The organism is Streptomyces sp. NPDC032198 (assembly GCF_040636975.1).
Lineage (GTDB): Bacteria > Actinomycetota > Actinomycetes > Streptomycetales > Streptomycetaceae > Streptomyces.
The window spans coordinates 488,224-504,722 of the sequence record NZ_JBEZVL010000002.1; the positions used below are offsets into that span (position 1 = coordinate 488,224).

The following is a 16,499-nucleotide window of genomic DNA, read 5'->3' on the forward strand; positions in this document are numbered from 1 at the left end:
CGTACGCACCTGCGACAATCACCGCATGACCACGCTCAAGTCGAAGCTTCAGGAAGACCTCACCGCCGCGATCAGGGGGCGTGACGAGCTGCGCTCCTCGACGCTCCGGCTGACCCTCACCGCCATCACGAAGGAGGAGGTCTCGGGCAAGACGGCCCGCGAGCTCTCCGACGATGAAGTGCAGAAGGTGATCGCCCGCGAGGCGAAGAAGCGCCGCGAGGCGGCGGAGGCCTTCGCCAACGGCGGTCGCGCCGAGCAGGCCGCCAAGGAGAAGGCGGAGGGCGAGGTCCTCGCCGAGTACCTGCCGAAGCAGCTCTCCGAGGACGAGCTCCAGGCGATCGTCGCCCAGGCCGTCGAGGAGGCCAGGGCCGCCGGTGCCGAGGGGCCGCGCGCCATGGGCCAGGTCATGAAGATCGTGAACCCGAAGGTCGCGGGTCTGGCGGAGGGCGGCCGCGTCGCCGCCGTGGTGAAGAAGCTGCTCGCGGGCTGACCGGACGGCGAGAATCTGCAATAAGCAGTACTCCGGTACGTGAGTGGGGCGCCCCCTGAAGCCAGGGGGCGCCCCACTCACGTACGTACTGAAGAAGAACGGACTACTGGAGGCCTGCTAGGGGGGACTACCGGCCCCAGCCGAGGGGGGGACTACCGGCCCCAGCCGCCGATCCCGCCTCCATTGCCGTTTCCATTGCCATTCCCACCGTTCCCGCCGCCGCCGACGAGATCCGGCGGCAGGGTGATGTCACCCCAGGGATCGTCGTCGCCGCCGTTCCCGCCACCGCCGTTGTTGCCGCCACCACCGCCGTGACCGCCGCCACCGCCGCCGCCCGGCTTGTTGTCCTCGTGCGGCTTGTCCTTGTCCTTGTCGCCGCCCGGGATGTGGACGGTGTTGAAGCCGGGGGCCGGCCTGCCCGCGAGCGCGCCGCTCATCGCGTCCCGCCAGATCGGACCCGGGACCTCACCACCGAAGACCTTGCCGTACGGGACTCCGCCGATGGTGATGTCGACCATCCGCCGCTTGTGCTGCGGGTCGCCGACCCAGACCGCGCCCGACATGTTCGGGGTGTAGCCCACGAACCAGGCGGCGTAGCGGAAGTCGGTCGTACCCGTCTTGCCCGCGCTCGCGCGGGAGCCGAGGCCGGCCTGCTTGCCGGTTCCGTCCTCGACCACGCCCTTCAGGAGGGTGTTGACCGTGTCGGCCGTCTTCACCGACATCGCGCGCGAGCACGTCGACTTCGGCACGGGCAGCGACTTGCCGCCCGGAGCGGCGATCGACTCGATCGCGACGGGCGTGCAGTGCTTGCCGCGCGCCGCGAACGTGGCGTACGCGCCCGCCATCGTCAGCGGCGACATCTCCTGGGTGCCGAGCGCGATCGACGGCGCCTGGTCGATCTTCCGGCCGTCGGCGCGCTCGACGCCCATCTTCTTGGCCATCTCCGTCACCGGGCAGATCCCGATGTCGCCGATCATCTCCACGTAGTAGGTGTTGACCGACTTCGCGGTCGCCTCCCGCAGGTCGTACGGGCCGACCTCGGCCTCGTTCTCGTTGGTCAGCTTCGCGTTGCCCGAGTTCAGCCACTTCTTGCCGTCGCACGCCGCGACGCTGCTGGGATACGGCATCTCGTACGGCGAGTCGTAGCTCTTCGTCGGTGGTGTTCCGCCCTCCAGCGCGGCCGCGGCCACGATCGGCTTGAACGTCGATCCCGGCTGGTAGCCGGCGCCGCCGCCCATGGAGTCGTCCACCGACAGGTTGATCGTGGTCTCGTCCTTCTTGAAGCCGTACGGCCGCGACTGGCCCATGCCCAGGATCTTGCCGGTGCCCGGCTCGACGAGGGTGGCCGCCGTCGCCACGTCGTCGGACTGGTTGACGTGATCCTTTATCGAGGCCTGCACGGACTGCTGGGCCTTGGGATCGAGCGTCGTCCTGATGCGCAGACCGCCCTGGTTCCAGACCTTGGCCCGGGCCTCCTTGGTCTTGCCGAAGACCGGGTCGGAGAGGAAGACCTCGCGTACGTAGTCACAGAAGAACCCGGCGCCGCTGACCGCCGTGATGCAGCCGTTCTTGGGCTTGCTCACCTTCAGGCCGAGCGGCTTCTCCTTGGCCGCGGCGGCCTCCGCCTGCGTGATGTCGTGCGTCTCCGCCATCCGCTGGAGGACGACGTTGCGGCGCTTGGTCGCTTCCTCGGTGTCGTTGACCGGGTCGTACCTGCTGGGGGACTGCACGATGCCGGCGAGCAGCGCGGCCTCCTGGACCTGCAGTTCCTTGGCGGGCTTGGAGAAGTAGCGCTGGGCCGCGGCCTCGACGCCGTACGCCTGCTGCCCGAAGTAGGTGATGTTCAGGTAGTTGCTGAGGATGCGCTTCTTGCCGAGCTTGTCCTCGACCTGGATCGCGTACTTCAGCTCGCGGATCTTGCGCCCGAGGGTCTGCTGGGTGGCTTCGGCGACCTTCGTGGGGTCGTCGCCCGCCTCCTCGACGAAGACGTTCTTCACGTACTGCTGGGTGAGCGTGGACGCTCCCTGGGAGACGCCGCCGCTCTGCGCGTTCTGGTTCAGCGCGCGCAGGATGCCCTTCGCGTCGACCGCGCCGTGCTCGTAGAAGCGCGAGTCCTCGATCGCGACGATCGCCTTCTGCATGTACGGCGAGATCTCCTTGAGGGGGACCACCGTGCGGTCACGCGAGTAGACCGTGGCGATGGAGCCGCCCTTGCTGTCGAGGATCGTGGTGCGCTGACTCAGCGGCGGCTGCTTCAAGTTGGACGGGATGTCGTCGAACCCCTCCACCGAGCCCTTCGCCGCGAGGCCGAGCGCTCCGGCCGCGGGCAGGGCGATACCTGCCAGCACGGCTCCCGCGAGCACGCTGACACCTAGGAACTTCGCGGCCTGCTGAGTTGGTGACAGACCACCGCCCGAGCGCTTCTTTCCCATGGGGGGCAGCCTACGTTCTGATTCGCCGGACAGGCCTCAATGCCTTGGCCTAAGCTGCTCTCAACTGTCACAGCAGTGCGGTTCGGCAACAACCCTCCGTCGGTCCCGAATCCCGGACGGGGGCCTCCCCTGCTCTTGCGGAGCTCCGAGTGAGCTCGTGGGACGCGCCCGGAGCCCGGCCCGGATTGAGCCTTGATCGAGCCGGGGAAAGTGCCCGAATTCGCCTCATGCGGCATTCGATGCCCGTTGTGACTCAGCTGAAGTGCCCGCATTTGCCGGGTTAATCACGCATGTCGCCAGCTCACTCCGTCGGGTGATCTGCCGCTTACGCATAGTCCGTTCGGGCCATTCAAGATTGGGCCCGAAGGGGGTGTTGCGCTGTGCCCACCTTCCGTAACGTCCTCAACTGGCGGCGGTGAATATGCCGCTGCCGCCGTGGGGGAGCCTCGATTCGGGAGAGGACGGCGCCGGTATGGGCTGGGTAACCGACTGGAGTGCGCAGGCGGCCTGCCGCACTACCGATCCAGATGAACTGTTCGTTCAAGGAGCAGCGCAGAACAGGGCCAAGGCGGTGTGCACCGGCTGCCCGGTGCGCACGGAGTGCCTGGCCGACGCGCTGGACAACCGCGTCGAATTCGGCGTGTGGGGTGGCATGACTGAGCGGGAGCGTCGCGCATTGCTGCGCAGGCGTCCCACGGTCACCTCGTGGCGCCATCTGCTGGAGACGGCGCGCTCCGAGTACGAGCGTGGCGCGGGCCTGCTGCCCGTGGACTTGGAGGATGACGAGACGTACGAGAGCTACGCGGCAGTGGGTTAGCGCCCGTCCGCCGCGTGGCGGTGGGGTAGGTCCCCACCGGCCGCGTGGCAGTGGGAGCGGGAGCGGGCGCCGGAGGGAGTGGGTCGGACCCACTGCTCAGGCAGCTCGGGCCGGACCACCATCACTGGTCACCGGTCGGCCACCATCACTGGTCACCAGGCCGGATCACTGTCACTGGTCACCAGGATCACCGGCCGCGAGCCGGTCCCCGATGGCCCGAAGGCCTGCCAGGTCGTGCACGTCACCCGGCAGCGCCGTCACTTCGGCCACGGCAACCTCGGGGTGAAGCGCGGTGAAGCGATCGCGCGTGCGCTTTTCGCGCGCGAGCAGCTGCATGCGCTCCGCGTGCAGTCGCAGCAGACCGGCGGTCAGCTGCGCCACGGGCGGATGCGTGGCATGGGGATGCGTGGCATGCGGATGCGCGTCATCGAGTTCGGAAGGTGCGGGAGTCCGGGAATCGCCGGTGGCCTCGGTGGAGTTGCCGGGAGCTTCGTGGGGTGCCTCGGGGGAAGCCTCGGCCTCGGAAGAAGCCTCGCGGGAGTTACGCAGTCGAACCTTCCCTTCCTCCTGATCCACAATGCGGATCTCTTCAAGATTTTCAGCGGCGGCAAGCGCCCGCTCGGCCGAGAGCTGAGCGGCACCGCTGCTGTGCACCCGGTTCAGCACGAGACCGGCGAGCGGCATGTCGTCGGCCGCCAGGCGCTCCACGAAGTACGCGGCCTCCCTGAGCGCGTCCCGCTCCGGCGACGCCACCACGAGGAACGCCGTGCCCGGCGCCTGGAGCAGCCGGTAGGTGGCGTCCGCGCGGGTCCGGAAACCACCGAACATGGTGTCCATGGCGGCCACGAACGTCTGCACGTCACGCAGCAGTTGACCCCCGAGCAGCTTGCCCAGGGCCCCTGTCATCATCGACATCCCGACGTTCAGGAACTTCATCCCGGCCCGGCCGCCCACCTTCGCCGGGGCCATGAGCACCCGGATCAGCTTCCCGTCCAGGAAGGACCCGAGGCGCTTCGGAGCGTCGAGGAAGTCGAGGGCCGACCGCGAGGGCGGCGTGTCGACGACGATCAGGTCCCACTCGTCGCGGGAGCGCAGCTGCCCCAGCTTCTCCATCGCCATGTACTCCTGCGTGCCCGCGAAGCCCGCCGAAAGCGACTGGTAGAAGGGGTTGTTCAGGATCGCGCTCGCCCGCTCCTTGTCCGCGTGCGCCTCGACGATCTCGTCGAAGGTGCGCTTCATGTCGAGCATCATCGCGTGCAGCTCGCCGTCGCCGGACGGGCTCTCGATGTCCTTGACCCGGCGCGGGACGTTGTCGAGCGAGTCGATCCCCATGGACTGGGCGAGCCTGCGTGCCGGGTCGATGGTCAGGACGACGACCTTGCGGCCCCGTTCGGCGGCGCGCAGGCCGAGGGCCGCCGCCGTGGTCGTCTTGCCGACGCCTCCGGAGCCGCAGCACACCACGATGCGGGTCCTCGGGTCGTCGAGCAGGCTGTCCACGTCGAGCATGCGGGCCGGATCCAGGGGGCGTGTCGTGTCCGGGTCTCGTGCCGGGTCCGAGGTCATGCGATCCCTTGCTTCCGCAGTTCCGTGGCGAGGTCGTAGAGCCCCGCCAGGTCCATTCCCCCGGCCAGCAGGGGGAGTTCGTGCAGGGGGAGGTCCAGCTCGCCCAGGACGGCCCGCTGGGAGCCCTCCAGGGCGTACCGCTCGGCGTACTCGGCGGCCTGCTCCAGGAGCGGGTCGACAAGCCGCTCGGCGACCCCTCCGCGGCGGGCCCCGCCGAGCCCGGCGGCGGACAGGGACTTGGCGATGGCGGTACGCGGGGTCTCGCCGAGCCCGAGCTCCAGGGCGTCCTCGTCGAGCAGCGCGGGCCGCACCATGTTCACGATGACGCGCCCCACGGGGAGCTTGGCGGCGCGCAGCTCGGTGATCCCGTCGGCGGTCTCCTGGACGGGCATCTCTTCGAGGAGCGTCACCAAGTGGACCGCTGTCTCCGGAGACTTGAGGACGCGCATCACGGCCTGCGCCTGATTGTGTATGGGGCCGATCTTGGCCAGGCCCGCGACCTCGTCGTTCACGTTCAGGAAGCGTGTGATGCGCCCCGTGGGCGGCGCGTCCATCACCACGCAGTCGTACGCGTAACGCCCGCTCTTGTCCTTGCGGCGTACGGCCTCACAGGCCTTGCCGGTCAGCAGGACGTCCCGCAGGCCCGGTGCGACCGTGGTGGCGAAGTCGATGGCGCCGAGTTTCTTGAGCGCGCGTCCGGCGCCCCCCAGCTTGTAGAACATCTGGAGGTAGTCGAGCAACGCCAGTTCGGGATCGATGGCGAGGGCATACACCTCCCCGCCCCCGGGAGCGACGGCGATCTTCCGCTCCTCATACGGCAGCGCTTCGGTCTCGAAGAGCTGCGCGATGCCTTGTCTGCCCTCGACCTCCACGAGGAGAGTGCGCTTGCCCTCCGTCGCGAGGGCGAGCGCGAGTGCGGCGGCCACCGTGGTCTTGCCGGTACCGCCCTTGCCGCTGACGACCTGGAGCCTGCTCACACTTCCGAGCCTAACCAGTCGTCGTCCGGGCTAAGCAGGAGGCCACCGTGAGCAGCGCCTCACAACGGCTACAGTCGGCCATATGACCAAGTGGGAATACGCAACCGTGCCGCTGCTCGTCCATGCCACGAAGCAGATTCTGGACACCTGGGGCGAGGACGGCTGGGAGCTCGTCCAGGTCGTCCCCGGGCCGAACAACCCTGAGCAGCTCGTGGCCTACCTGAAGCGGGAGAAGCAGGCATGAGCGGCGCCGTGGAGGCGAAGCTGGCCGAGCTCGGGCTGACGCTGCCCGAGGTCGTGCCGCCGATCGCCGCCTACCAGCCGGCGATCCAGTCCGGTGTGTACGTCTACACCTCGGGCCAGCTCCCGATGGTGGAGGGCAAGCTTCCGATGACCGGCAAGGTCGGCGGGGAGGTGACCCCCGAGGAGGCCAAGGAACTGGCCCGCACGTGCGCGCTGAACGCGCTCGCCGCGGTGAAGTCCATCGCCGGTGACCTGGACCGGATCGCGCGCGTCGTGAAGGTCGTCGGTTTCGTGGCGTCGGCCCCGGACTTCACGGGCCAGCCCGCGGTGATCAACGGCACGAGCGAGCTGCTCGGCGAGGTGCTCGGCGACAAGGGCGTGCACGCCCGCAGCGCCGTGGGTGTGGCGGTCCTGCCGCTGGACGCGCCCGTCGAGGTCGAGATCCAGGTGGAGCTGACGGAGGCGTAAACGCCGCCCTGAGTGCCTCATCGGCTGCCTCCTGGCACCCGATAGTTGCCTCTCGAACATCAGCCCACTAGGGGATAGCCTCCGCCCATGGCTAATGGGCAGTGGTACCCCCCGGAGTGGCCCGACCGTATCCGTGCGCTGAGCAGCGGCGAACTGACGCCGGCGACTCCGCGCCGGGCGGCCACGGTCATGCTCCTGCGGGACTCCGTGGCGGGCCCCGCCGTACACATGCTGCGCCGACGCGCCTCCATGGCTTTCGCCGGAGGCGCGTACGCGTATCCGGGCGGCGGCGTGGACCCGCGCGACGACGACCACCTCGTCCGCTGGGCGGGCCCGTCCCTCGCGACGTGGGCGCAGCGCCTCGGGGTGGACGAGCCGGGCGCGCAGGCCATCGTGTGCGCCGCCGTCCGCGAGACGTTCGAGGAGGCGGGTGTGCTGCTCGCCGGGCCGACTCCGTCGAGCGTGGTGGGCGACACCACGGGGGACGACTGGGAGGCGGACCGCGAGGCGCTGGTGGCCCGCGACGTCTCCTTCGCGGAGTTCCTCGACCGCCGGGACCTGGTCCTCCGCAGTGACCTGCTGGCCGCCTGGGCGCGCTGGATCACCCCGGAGTTCGAACCGAAGCGCTACGACACGTTCTTCTTCGTGGCGGCCCTCCCGGAGGGGCAGCGCACCCGCAACGCCTCCACAGAGGCCGACCGCACGGTGTGGATCGCTCCGGGGGAGGCCACCGCGGGGTACGACAAGGGCGACCTCCTGATGATGCCGCCCACCATCGCGACCCTGCGCCAGCTGAGTCCCTACGGATCGGCCGCGGACGCCCTGGCCGCCGCCCCGGAGCGCGACCTCACCCCGGTGCTCGCCCAGGCGCGCTTCGAGGGCGGCGAGTTGGTGCTGAGCTGGCCGGGCCACGCCGAATTCACCAAGCACATCCCTACGGGGGGTCCCGCATGAGCACGGCCACGCCTGCCACGAAGGCCACGCCTGCCCCGAGGGGCATGCCGACAACGAAGACGCCACCTGTCGCGAAGGCGGCACCTGCCCCGAAGTCGACACCTGCCCCGCAGACGACACCTGCCACGAACCGGACGGGAGTCCTCCCCGCATGACCGAAGCCGCCGCCCTTCCCGGCCAGCCCCGGGGCGGAGTCCTCAGCGGTCCCGCCACCGCCCGCGCGGTCAACGTCCTGGCCCCCAACGCGTCCGCGATGACGCTGGATGGGACCAACACGTGGATCGTGTCCGAGCCGGGCTCAGGGCTCGCGGTCGTCGTCGACCCGGGCCCCCTGGACGACGCGCACCTCCGGCACGTCATCGCCACGGCCGAGAAGGCCGGGCAGCGGGTCGCGCTCACCCTCCTCACCCACGGCCACCCGGACCACGCGGAGGGCGCCGCGCGCTTCGCCGAGCTGACCGGCACCAAGGTGCGGGCCCTCGACCCCGCGCTGCGCCTCGGCGACGAGGGCCTGGGCGCGGGTGACGTGATCACCACGGGCGGCCTGGAGCTCCGCGTGGTCCCGACGCCGGGCCACACCGCGGACTCCCTCTGCTTCCATCTCCCGGCCGATGAGGCGGTCCTGACGGGCGACACCGTCCTGGGACGCGGTACGACGGTCGTGGCGCACCCTGACGGCCGCCTGGGGGACTATCTGGACTCCCTGCGGCGCCTGCGGTCCCTGACGGTCGACGACGGCGTGCACACGGTCCTGCCGGGCCACGGTCCGGTCCTGGAGGACGCCCAGGGCGTCGTCGAGTTCTACCTCGCCCACCGCGCGAACCGTCTGGCCCAGGTCGAGACGGCCGTGGAGAACGGCCACGCGGCCCCGTCGGACGTGGTCGCCCACGTCTACGCGGACGTGGACCGCTCCTTGTGGCCGGCGGCGGAACTGTCGGTAAGGGCGCAACTGGACTACTTGCGGGAACACGGCTTGATCTAGCCGTAACTCACCTGGGGAAGCACGGATGGGGTCCCGCCTCCGAGAGGCGGGACCCCATCCACGTAAGAAACAGCGTCAGCGAGACCGTGTCAGCGTGACCGTGTCAGCGTGACCGCTTGGCCAGTCGCTCGACGTCCAGCAGGATCACCGCACGCGCCTCCAGCCGGAGCCAGCCGCGTCCGGCGAAGTCCGCCAGAGCCTTGTTGACCGTCTCGCGGGACGCGCCGACCAACTGGGCCAGCTCCTCCTGCGTGAGGTCGTGCACGACGTGGATGCCCTCTTCGGACTGCACGCCGAAGCGGCGCGACAGGTCCAGAAGGGCGCGGGCCACACGCCCGGGCACGTCGGAGAAGACCAGGTCGGACATCTGGTCGTTCGTCTTGCGCAGGCGCCGGGCAACGGCACGCAGCAGCGCCGCGGCCACCTCGGGCCGCGCGTTCAGCCACGGCTGGAGGTCGCCGTGGCCCAGGCCGAGCAGCTTGACCTCGGTGAGCGCGGAGGCGGTGGCCGTACGGGGACCCGGGTCGAACAGCGAGAGCTCACCGATGAGCTCTCCGGGGCCGAGCACCGCGAGCATGTTCTCGCGCCCGTCGGGTGAGGTGCGGTGAAGCTTCACCTTGCCCTCGGTGACCACATAAAGGCGGTCTCCGGGGTCGCCCTCATGGAAAAGCGCATCCCCGCGCGCGAGCGTCACCTCACTCATGGAGGCGCGGAGCTCCGCGGCCTGCTCGTCATCGAGCGCCGCGAAGAGCGGGGCGCGCCGCAGAACGTCGTCCACGAGTTCTCTCCTTGTCGACCTGCATCAGGGGACCGGGTCCCCATTTTGCCGGACCGTCCAAACAGTGTGATCAGTCACAAGTCTGCCGCACTGGCGTCGCATGCTGTGCGGGAGGGGGCCAATTGGGGGCCGATCCATGGGGTCCAGGGCGGATGTCAGTGTCGGGCTCTAGGCTGGCCGGGTGTCCAAAAAGCCGGTGAGAGCACAGGCCAGGAGGGCTGGGAAGGCGACAGCCAACCCGGATTCCGCTGTGGGCGAACATACTTCCACTGAGCCAGAGAATGCGACAAAAGGGACAAGGGTGCCACCGGTGAGCAAGCCTTCGGAGCAAAAACCAGCCACCGCCGGCGCGGCGAAATCCACCCCGGCCAAAAAGGCCGCCGCGGCTGCGAAGAAGACCGCCCCGGCGAAGAAGGCCACCGCGCCCAAGAAGGCCACGGCAGCGAAGAAGGCCACCGCAGCGAAGAAGGCCGCCCCAGCCAAGAAGGCCGCCCCCGAGTCCCACACCGCCCTCGTCCGCCGGGCCCGTCGCATCAACCGTGAGCTCGCCGAGGTGTACTCGTACGCGCACCCCGAGTTGGACTTCGAGAACCCCTTCGAGCTGCTCGTCGCCACGGTTCTCTCCGCGCAGACCACCGACCTGCGGGTGAATCAGACGACCCCGCGCCTCTTCGCCGCGTATCCGACCCCGGAGGACCTCGCCGCCGCGAACCCCGAAGAGGTCGAGGAGTTGATCCGGCCGACCGGGTTCTTCCGGGCGAAGACGAAGTCGATCATGGGGCTCGCCACGGCTCTCAGGGACAACCACGGCGGCGAGGTCCCCGGCCGCATAGAGGACCTGGTCAAGCTGCCCGGTGTGGGACGCAAGACCGCGTTCGTCGTGCTCGGGAACGCCTTCGGGGTCCCCGGTATCACCGTGGACACCCACTTCGGGCGGCTCGTCCGGCGCTGGAAGTGGACCGAGGAGACCGACCCCGTGAAGGTCGAGGCCGCCATCGCCGACCTCTTCCCGAAGAGCGAGTGGACGATGCTCTCGCACCGCGTGATCTTCCATGGCCGCCGGATCTGCCACTCCCGCAAGCCCGCCTGCGGCGCCTGCCCGATCGCCGACCTCTGCCCGTCGTACGGGGAGGGCGAGACCGACCCGGAGAAGGCGAAGAAGCTCCTGAAGTACGAGATGGGCGGCCTGCCGGGCCAGCGTCTGAAGCCCCCGCCGGACTATCCGGGGAAGGCGGCGCCCCCGCTGGGTGCCGCATGAGCGAGGAACCAACCGAGGGTCCACAGGCGTTGTCCACAGTTGGACGGGGGTGCCGATGACGCACGCGAGCGACACGAGCGAGACAACCGACACGAGCGATACGTACATGAGCGACATGAGCGATGGGAACGGCTTCCAGGAGCGGCCCGGCGACCCAGACAGCCCCCACGGCACGGGCCCCAACGGCACCGACAGCCCCAACGGCACAGGGAGCCCCAACGGGCACGTGCGCCTCAGTGTCGAAGGGCTCCCCGCCTGGCTGGATCCGGTCGCACGCGCGGCCGAGACGGTCCTGCCGACCCAGCTCAGCCGCTTCTTGCCCCCGGAGAGCGGCGCGGGACGCCAGTCCGCCGTGCTCATTCTCTTCGGAGAGGGTGCACGCGGCCCCGAGCTGCTTCTGATGGAGCGTTCGGGAAACCTCCGTTCGCACGCGGGACAGCCCTCCTTCCCCGGCGGCTCACTCGACCCCGAGGACGGCGACCCGCTGACGGACGGCCCGCTGCGCGCCGCCCTGCGCGAGGCCGAGGAGGAGACCGGGCTCGACCCCCGGGGCGTCCAGATCTTCGGCGTGCTGCCCAAGCTCTTCATCCCGGTGAGCGACTTCGTGGTGACCCCGGTGCTCGGCTGGTGGCGCAGGCCGACCCCCGTCGGCGTCGTCGATCCGGCCGAGACGGCCCGCGTCTTCACGGTCCCCGTGTCCGATCTCACGGATCCGGCGAACCGCGCGACGACGATTCACCCGAGCGGCCACCAAGGCCCGGCGTTCCTCGTCGAGTCCGCTCTGGTCTGGGGTTTTACGGCCGGAGTGATCGACAGGATCCTGCACTTCGCAGGCTGGGAGCGCCCCTGGGACCGCACCAAGCAGGTGCCGCTCGACTGGCGCGCATGACAAGGTTGCGGGGACGTGGCGACCGCGATGCGAGGCGAGGATTGAATCGGTGAACGTGCTGGACATCCTTTTGGTGGTCGCCGCCGTATGGTTCGCGGTCGTCGGTTATCGCCAGGGATTCGTCGTCGGCATCCTGTCGGTGATCGGTTTTCTGGGCGGCGGACTCGTCGCGGTGTACCTGCTGCCCGTCATCTGGGGCGCCCTCACGGACGACGAGGGAGCGGTGAGCACGACAGCGGCCGTCGTCGCCGTGGTCATCGTGATCGTCTGTGCCTCCATCGGCCAGGCCTTCACCACGCACTTGGGCAACAAGCTCCGCCGGTACATCACTTGGCAGCCCGCCCGCGCCCTGGACGCCACGGGCGGCGCGCTCGTCAACGTACTGGCGATGCTTCTCGTCGCCTGGCTGATCGGCTCCGCCCTCGCGGGCACGACGCTGCCGACGGTCGGCAAGGAAGTACGCAACTCCAAGATCCTGCTCGGCGTCTCGCGCACGCTGCCGAACCAGGCGGACACCTGGTTCGCGGACTTCTCGACCGTCCTTGCGCGCAACGGCTTCCCGCAGGTCTTCAGCCCGTTCTCGAACGAGCCCATCACCGAGGTCCAGGCCCCCGACCCCAAGCTCGCCAAGAGCGCGGTCGCCACGAAGGCCAAGCGCTCCATCGTGAAGGTGCAGGGCGAGGCGCGCGGCTGCGGCAAGGTCCTCGAAGGCACCGGTTTCGTCTTCTCCGACCGCCGTGTGATGACGAACGCGCACGTGGTCGGCGGCGTGGACGAGCCGACGGTGCAGATAGGCGGGGACGGCAGGACGTACGACGCGAAGGTCGTGCTCTACGACTGGGAGCGCGACATCGCCGTACTGGACGTGCCGACCCTCCAGGCGCCCGCGCTGCAGTTCACGTCGAAGGACGCGGCCAGCGGTGACAACGCGATCGTGGCGGGCTTCCCGGAGAACGGCCCCTACGACGTCCGCCCCGCGCGCGTGCGGGGGCGCATCACGGCCAACGGCCCGGACATCTACCACCGGGGCACCGTGCGCCGAGACGTGTACTCGCTCTACGCGACCGTCCGCCAGGGCAACTCCGGCGGCCCGCTGCTCACGCCCGAAGGCAAGGTCTACGGCGTGGTGTTCGCGAAGTCGCTCGACGACCCGGACACCGGCTACGCCCTCACCGCCGACGAGATCCGCAAGGACATCGAGGCAGGCCGCACCGCCAACCAAGAGGTCGACAGCGAGGGCTGCGCGCTCTAGTCGGCGCGCAGTCGGGGGAGCGGTCGGAGCAGGCGGATCGATCGCGCGTACGCCTCAGCCGAGTCGCGCGTACGCCATTGGTTCAGTCGCGCGTATGCCTCAGCCGCGCCGAGACCCAGCGGGCCCTGCGGCGCAGGATGTGGGGAATGCCGATGCCCTGAGCAGGGCCCGTATGGCCCGGGTCATGCGGACCGCCCCTCTCACGGCTGTTCAGCGCTGTGGCCGAGCGGCGATTGCGTGCTACGTCACTGTAGTCGTGCGTCCAGCCCATACCCGGACGTGTGCCCGTGCCTCAAGGTCGGTAATCGCGCCCACGGGCCCCAATTGGCCTATGCGGGAGGCAATTGGCCGTTCGAAGGACAGGTGTTCCCCTGACCCTCGTTCAGGGCTTCGTTGACGGCCTCGTTCAGGGCCTCACACGGCCTTCCGGTCCGGCCTACCGATCCGGCTCGGGATCCTTCAGCCAGTTCACCAGCTCGGTGGAGAAAGCAACAGGGTCCTCCTCCTGCGGGAAGTGCCCCAGACCGTCGAACAGCCGCCACCGGTAAGGCGCTTCGACGTACTCGCCCGAGCCGGCCGCGCTGCGCGTGCGCATCACGGGGTCCAGCGAGCCGTGCAGATGCAGCGTGGGAACCCGTACGGGGCGCTTCATGCGCCGGTTGAACTGGATGCCGTCAGGCCGGGCCATCGACCGCACCATCCAGCGGTACGGCTCGACGGAGCAGTGCGCCGTCGACGGGATCGTCATGGCACGGCGGTACGTGTCCACCGACTCGTCGTCCGGAAGCCGCGGGCCCGACCAGTCCCGCACCAGACGCCCCACCAGAGCGGCGTCATCGGCGACGAGTTGACGCTCCGGAACCCACGGCCGCTGGAAGCCCCACACGTACGAGGCCGCGGAGGTCTGCTTGCGGTCCGACAGCATCGCCGAGCGCCAGCGCCGCGGGTGCGGCATCGAGGAGACCGCGAGGCGGCGCACCAGCTTGGGCCGCATCACGGCCGCCGTCCACGCGAGGTACCCGCCCAGGTCGTGCCCGACGAGCGCGGCATCCGGCTCGCCGAGCGACCGCACGACGCCCGTGATGTCGAGCGCGAGGTTCGCCGGGTCGTAACCGCGGGGCGTACGGTCGCTGCCGCCCACGCCCCGCAGGTCCATCGCGACCGCACGGAAGCCCGCGTCGGCCAGCGCCACCATCTGATGCCGCCACGTCCACCAGAACTGCGGAAAGCCGTGCAGGAGCAGCACGAGCGGCCCGTCGCCCATCTCGGCGATGTGGAAACGGGCGCCGTTGGCGGCGACGTCCCGGTGGGTCCACGGTCCTTCGATGCGTACGAGTGACGTCGGTTGGGCCGGATGGGGGGCGGGCGTGGCAGGGTCCGTCATGAAGACGAGCGTGCCACAGCCGAAGCCTTGTCACCGACACGGTCGAGGGTGGCTCCCACGGCGGGCGCGGGGCCCACCGGACGCGGGTGCGGCTTGACGTTCTGCAGTACGGCAGCCGTCTCCTTGGCCGACGCGGCGGCCTTCTGCGGCCCCTTGCCCTTCTTGGCCTTCTTCGCGAAGACGACGCCGATCAGTGCGAGCAACCCGGCGACCAGCACGTTCGCCGCGAAGGAGAGCACGAAGCAGATCGCCATGTTCCATCCGCTCCAGGTGCGGATGCCGTACGCCAGGGCGAAGCTCAGCATCGGCAGCGAGAAGATCAGCACCGTCCCCGCCGCGGCGAACGCGGCGCCGCCGACCGCACCCCGCTTGACGTCCTGCCGCAGCTGGGCCTTGGCCAGCGCGATCTCGTCGTGCACCAGCGCGGACATCTCGCTGGTCGCCGTGGAGACCAGCTGGCCGAGGCTGCGTTCGGTGCCGACGGGCCCGTCGGGTGCGCTCATCGCTTCTCCCCTTCTCCGTAAGCCTGCGTAAGCCTGCTCACATACGTCTGTTCCGGTACGACCGCTCAGCTCAGTCTGCGCAGTCAAGTCTGCTCAGATCATGCCGGACCCTCGTCATCGGCGCGTGCCCCGGCCGACACTTCGGCAAGCCTGCGGTGCTCGGCGGCTTTCTTCTCGTAGATCGCGGCCATCCGCAGGTGGTACTCCGGCTTGTCCTGTTCGTACACGTCCGGGATGCCGTCGAGGTCGTCGTCGCGCTCCTCGGCGTCGTACAGCGCGCGGTAGCGGGCGTTGCGCACCTTGAGCAGGATCCCGGACAGCACGGCCGCGATGAGAGAGCCCATCAGGACGGCTGCCTTGATCTCACCGGTGAGCAGCGGGTCCTCGGTGAAGGCGAGTTCACCGATCAGGAGCGAGACGGTGAAGCCGATGCCGGCCAGCGAGGCGACCGCGAACACATCCGGCCAGGCGAGTTCTTCGTTGAGTTCGGCCTTGGTGAACCGTGCCGCGAGCCAGGTGCCGCCGAAGATGCCGACCGCCTTGCCGACCACGAGCCCGAGGACGACACCGAGCGTCTCCGGCCTGGTGAAGACGTCCCCCAGGGCGCCGCCCGACACCACGACACCGGCGCTGAACAGCGCGAACAGCGGTACGGCGAGTCCTGCGGAGAGGGGGCGCACAAGGTGTTCGATGTGCTCGCCCGGGGAGTGCTCCTCGCCCTCGCGGCGGATGCAGCGGAGCATCAGGCCCATCGCGACACCGGCGATCGTGGCGTGGATGCCGCTGTTGTACATCAGCCCCCAGATGACCAGGGCCAGCGGAACGTAGACGTACCAGCCGCGTACGTTCTTGCGGAGCAGCAGCCAGAAGACCGCGAGGCCGATGACGGCGCCGCCGAGCGCCGCGAAGTTGAGGTCGCTGGTGAAGAACACCGCGATGATCAGGATCGCGAAGAGGTCGTCGACGACGGCGAGGGTGAGCAGGAAGGCGCGCAGGGCGGACGGCAGCGAGGTGCCGATGACCGCGAGGACGGCGAGCGCGAAGGCGATGTCGGTGGCGGTCGGCACCGCCCAGCCGTCCATGGATCCGCCGCCGACCGTGTTGACCGTGAAGTACACGAGCGCGGGTACGGCCATGCCGCAGAGCGCGGCGACGACGGGCAGCGCGGCGGCCTTGGGGTCGCTCAGATCGCCCGCGACCAGCTCACGCTTGAGTTCGATACCGGCGACGAAGAAGAAGACGGCGAGCAGTCCGTCGGCCGCCCAGTGCTGGATGGAGAGGTCGAGGCCGAGGGCGCCGGGTCCCAGATGGAAACCGCTCACGGACGCGTACGAACCGCCGGCGGTGTTCGCCCAGATCAGTGCGGTGACGGCGGCGACGAGGAGGAGGACACCACCGACGGTCTCGGCACGCAGCGCGTTCGCGACGAAGTTCCGCTCGGGCAGCGAGAGCCGTCCGAGAACCTTGCGGTTGTTCTGGGGTGCGTTGCTGGGTGCGGGCGCGGCCACG

General features: G+C 69.6%; 17 protein-coding genes. 9 read left to right on the forward strand and 8 right to left on the reverse strand.

From position 1 onward, the window contains the following. Positions 1–25: 25 nt before the first annotated feature. A complete protein-coding gene (locus AB0E78_RS07410) occupies positions 26–490 on the forward strand; it encodes a GatB/YqeY domain-containing protein (protein ID WP_361829250.1) in 465 nt (154 codons plus the stop codon). A 152-nt stretch (positions 491–642) separates the two neighbouring features. Here the strand turns inward: AB0E78_RS07410 and AB0E78_RS07415 are convergent, their stop codons facing one another. Then, complete coding sequence (locus tag AB0E78_RS07415) at positions 643–2,922, reverse strand: transglycosylase domain-containing protein (protein WP_361829252.1); 2,280 nt, start codon at positions 2,920–2,922, stop codon at positions 643–645. A 472-nt stretch (positions 2,923–3,394) separates the two neighbouring features. Here AB0E78_RS07415 and AB0E78_RS07420 point away from each other — a divergent pair, with 472 nt between their 5' ends. Continuing rightward, a complete protein-coding gene (locus AB0E78_RS07420; protein WP_361829254.1) occupies positions 3,395–3,739 on the forward strand; it encodes a WhiB family transcriptional regulator in 345 nt (114 codons plus the stop codon). A 171-nt stretch (positions 3,740–3,910) separates the two neighbouring features. On the opposite strand, the gene AB0E78_RS07425 is transcribed toward AB0E78_RS07420, so the two are convergent. Continuing rightward, positions 3,911–5,302, reverse strand: a complete 1,392-nt coding sequence (locus AB0E78_RS07425) for an ArsA family ATPase (RefSeq protein ID WP_361829256.1) — start codon at positions 5,300–5,302, stop codon at positions 3,911–3,913. Further along, positions 5,299–6,279: an ArsA-related P-loop ATPase gene (locus AB0E78_RS07430; RefSeq protein WP_361829258.1), complete on the reverse strand. Its 981-nt coding sequence runs from the start codon at positions 6,277–6,279 to the stop codon at positions 5,299–5,301. Before AB0E78_RS07430 ends, AB0E78_RS07425 begins: the two co-directional genes overlap by 4 nt. Before the next feature lie 82 nt (positions 6,280–6,361). On the opposite strand from AB0E78_RS07430, the gene AB0E78_RS07435 reads away from it, so the two are divergent. The 4 genes from AB0E78_RS07435 to AB0E78_RS07450 all read left to right on the forward strand — a co-directional run bounded on the left by AB0E78_RS07435 (position 6,362) and on the right by AB0E78_RS07450 (position 8,926). Next, entirely contained in the window at positions 6,362–6,523 is a 162-nt protein-coding gene (locus AB0E78_RS07435; protein WP_003975360.1) for a DUF4177 domain-containing protein, read from the forward strand. Continuing rightward, complete coding sequence (locus AB0E78_RS07440) at positions 6,520–6,990, forward strand: RidA family protein (protein ID WP_361829260.1); 471 nt, start codon at positions 6,520–6,522, stop codon at positions 6,988–6,990. Before AB0E78_RS07435 ends, AB0E78_RS07440 begins: the two co-directional genes overlap by 4 nt. Before the next feature lie 87 nt (positions 6,991–7,077). Beyond that, positions 7,078–7,944: an NUDIX hydrolase gene (locus AB0E78_RS07445; RefSeq protein WP_361829262.1), complete on the forward strand. Its 867-nt coding sequence runs from the start codon at positions 7,078–7,080 to the stop codon at positions 7,942–7,944. A gap of 151 nt (positions 7,945–8,095) precedes the next feature. Further along, positions 8,096–8,926: an MBL fold metallo-hydrolase gene (locus tag AB0E78_RS07450; RefSeq protein ID WP_361829264.1), complete on the forward strand. Its 831-nt coding sequence runs from the start codon at positions 8,096–8,098 to the stop codon at positions 8,924–8,926. Positions 8,927–9,029: 103 nt separating this feature from the next. On the opposite strand, the gene AB0E78_RS07455 is transcribed toward AB0E78_RS07450, so the two are convergent. After that, the gene (locus AB0E78_RS07455; protein ID WP_016642758.1) at positions 9,030–9,704 is read right to left on the reverse strand and encodes a Crp/Fnr family transcriptional regulator; all 675 of its coding nucleotides are present in this window, start codon (positions 9,702–9,704) and stop codon (positions 9,030–9,032) included. A 310-nt stretch (positions 9,705–10,014) separates the two neighbouring features. Here AB0E78_RS07455 and nth point away from each other — a divergent pair, with 310 nt between their 5' ends. From nth to AB0E78_RS07470, 3 genes are all read left to right on the forward strand, one after another. Continuing rightward, the gene (gene nth / locus AB0E78_RS07460) at positions 10,015–10,962 is read left to right on the forward strand and encodes an endonuclease III (RefSeq protein ID WP_361829266.1); all 948 of its coding nucleotides are present in this window, start codon (positions 10,015–10,017) and stop codon (positions 10,960–10,962) included. A 106-nt stretch (positions 10,963–11,068) separates the two neighbouring features. Then, positions 11,069–11,851 (forward strand): CoA pyrophosphatase, encoded by a 783-nt coding sequence (locus tag AB0E78_RS07465; RefSeq protein WP_361829544.1) that lies wholly within the window; start codon positions 11,069–11,071, stop codon positions 11,849–11,851. Between the two features lie 49 nt (positions 11,852–11,900). Continuing rightward, positions 11,901–13,103 carry a MarP family serine protease gene (locus AB0E78_RS07470; RefSeq protein WP_361829268.1) on the forward strand — a complete coding sequence of 401 codons (1,203 nt, stop codon included), beginning with the start codon at positions 11,901–11,903 and terminating at the stop codon, positions 13,101–13,103. Between the two features lie 82 nt (positions 13,104–13,185). Here the strand turns inward: AB0E78_RS07470 and AB0E78_RS07475 are convergent, their stop codons facing one another. The 4 genes from AB0E78_RS07475 to nhaA all read right to left on the reverse strand — a co-directional run bounded on the left by AB0E78_RS07475 (position 13,186) and on the right by nhaA (position 16,498). Beyond that, positions 13,186–13,374 (reverse strand): hypothetical protein, encoded by a 189-nt coding sequence (locus AB0E78_RS07475; protein WP_361829270.1) that lies wholly within the window; start codon positions 13,372–13,374, stop codon positions 13,186–13,188. Positions 13,375–13,539: 165 nt separating this feature from the next. Beyond that, positions 13,540–14,487, reverse strand: coding sequence for an alpha/beta hydrolase (locus tag AB0E78_RS07480; protein WP_361829272.1), 948 nt, complete (start codon positions 14,485–14,487; stop codon positions 13,540–13,542). Further along, positions 14,484–14,990, reverse strand: coding sequence for a phage holin family protein (locus AB0E78_RS07485; RefSeq protein WP_361829274.1), 507 nt, complete (start codon positions 14,988–14,990; stop codon positions 14,484–14,486). The genes AB0E78_RS07480 and AB0E78_RS07485 overlap by 4 nt, the downstream gene beginning before the upstream one ends. Positions 14,991–15,088: 98 nt before the next feature. Beyond that, complete coding sequence (gene nhaA / locus AB0E78_RS07490; protein ID WP_361829276.1) at positions 15,089–16,498, reverse strand: Na+/H+ antiporter NhaA; 1,410 nt, start codon at positions 16,496–16,498, stop codon at positions 15,089–15,091. Between the last annotated feature and the right edge of the window lies 1 nt (position 16,499).